Source organism: Pseudomonas sp. HY7a-MNA-CIBAN-0227, assembly GCF_040310325.1.
Taxonomy (GTDB): domain Bacteria; phylum Pseudomonadota; class Gammaproteobacteria; order Pseudomonadales; family Pseudomonadaceae; genus Aquipseudomonas.
Genome location: NZ_JBEOPT010000041.1, coordinates 1 through 467, shown reverse-complemented (window position 1 = coordinate 467; position 467 = coordinate 1). Strand labels below are relative to the sequence as shown.

The following is a 467-nucleotide window of genomic DNA, read 5'->3' as shown; positions in this document are numbered from 1 at the left end:
TGGAAAGTGGCACCCAGAACATCACCGCAACCGTCTCCAGCAAAGCGGGTATCACCGCTGAAGCAGCAGATCCGGTCGAGCTCACCGTTAAACCGCAGCAGCCTGTCATCGATATCGATCCCTTCGTTGCAACATTGAAGGAAATCAAAGGCACCGTAGTAGGCGCTAAAGCAGGTGACGAAGTCACCGTGCTCAACGGTTCGAAAGAACTGGGCAAGGCCATCGTTGGCGAAAACGGCGAGTGGACCCTGACGCTCGAGACGGCATTGACCAACGAAAACCTCACCCTGACGACTACCGTCACCAGCGGTGGAGTTATCAGTGAAGTGTCCGTGCCGGTCGAGGTCGCTGTTGACAACACCAAGCCAACCGACCTGGTGATCAACGCAATCACAGACGGCAAAGTCTTTGGTGACAGCACCACCATCACCGGCACCGTTACGGGTGCTAACGGTGGCACCGTCACC

General features: G+C 56.5%; 1 protein-coding gene. It reads left to right on the top strand.

All coding sequences use genetic code 11. The features are described from left to right. Positions 1-467 (top strand): hypothetical protein (locus AAEZ06_RS26870; RefSeq protein ID WP_350617103.1); only part of this gene is annotated, 467 nt, incomplete at both ends.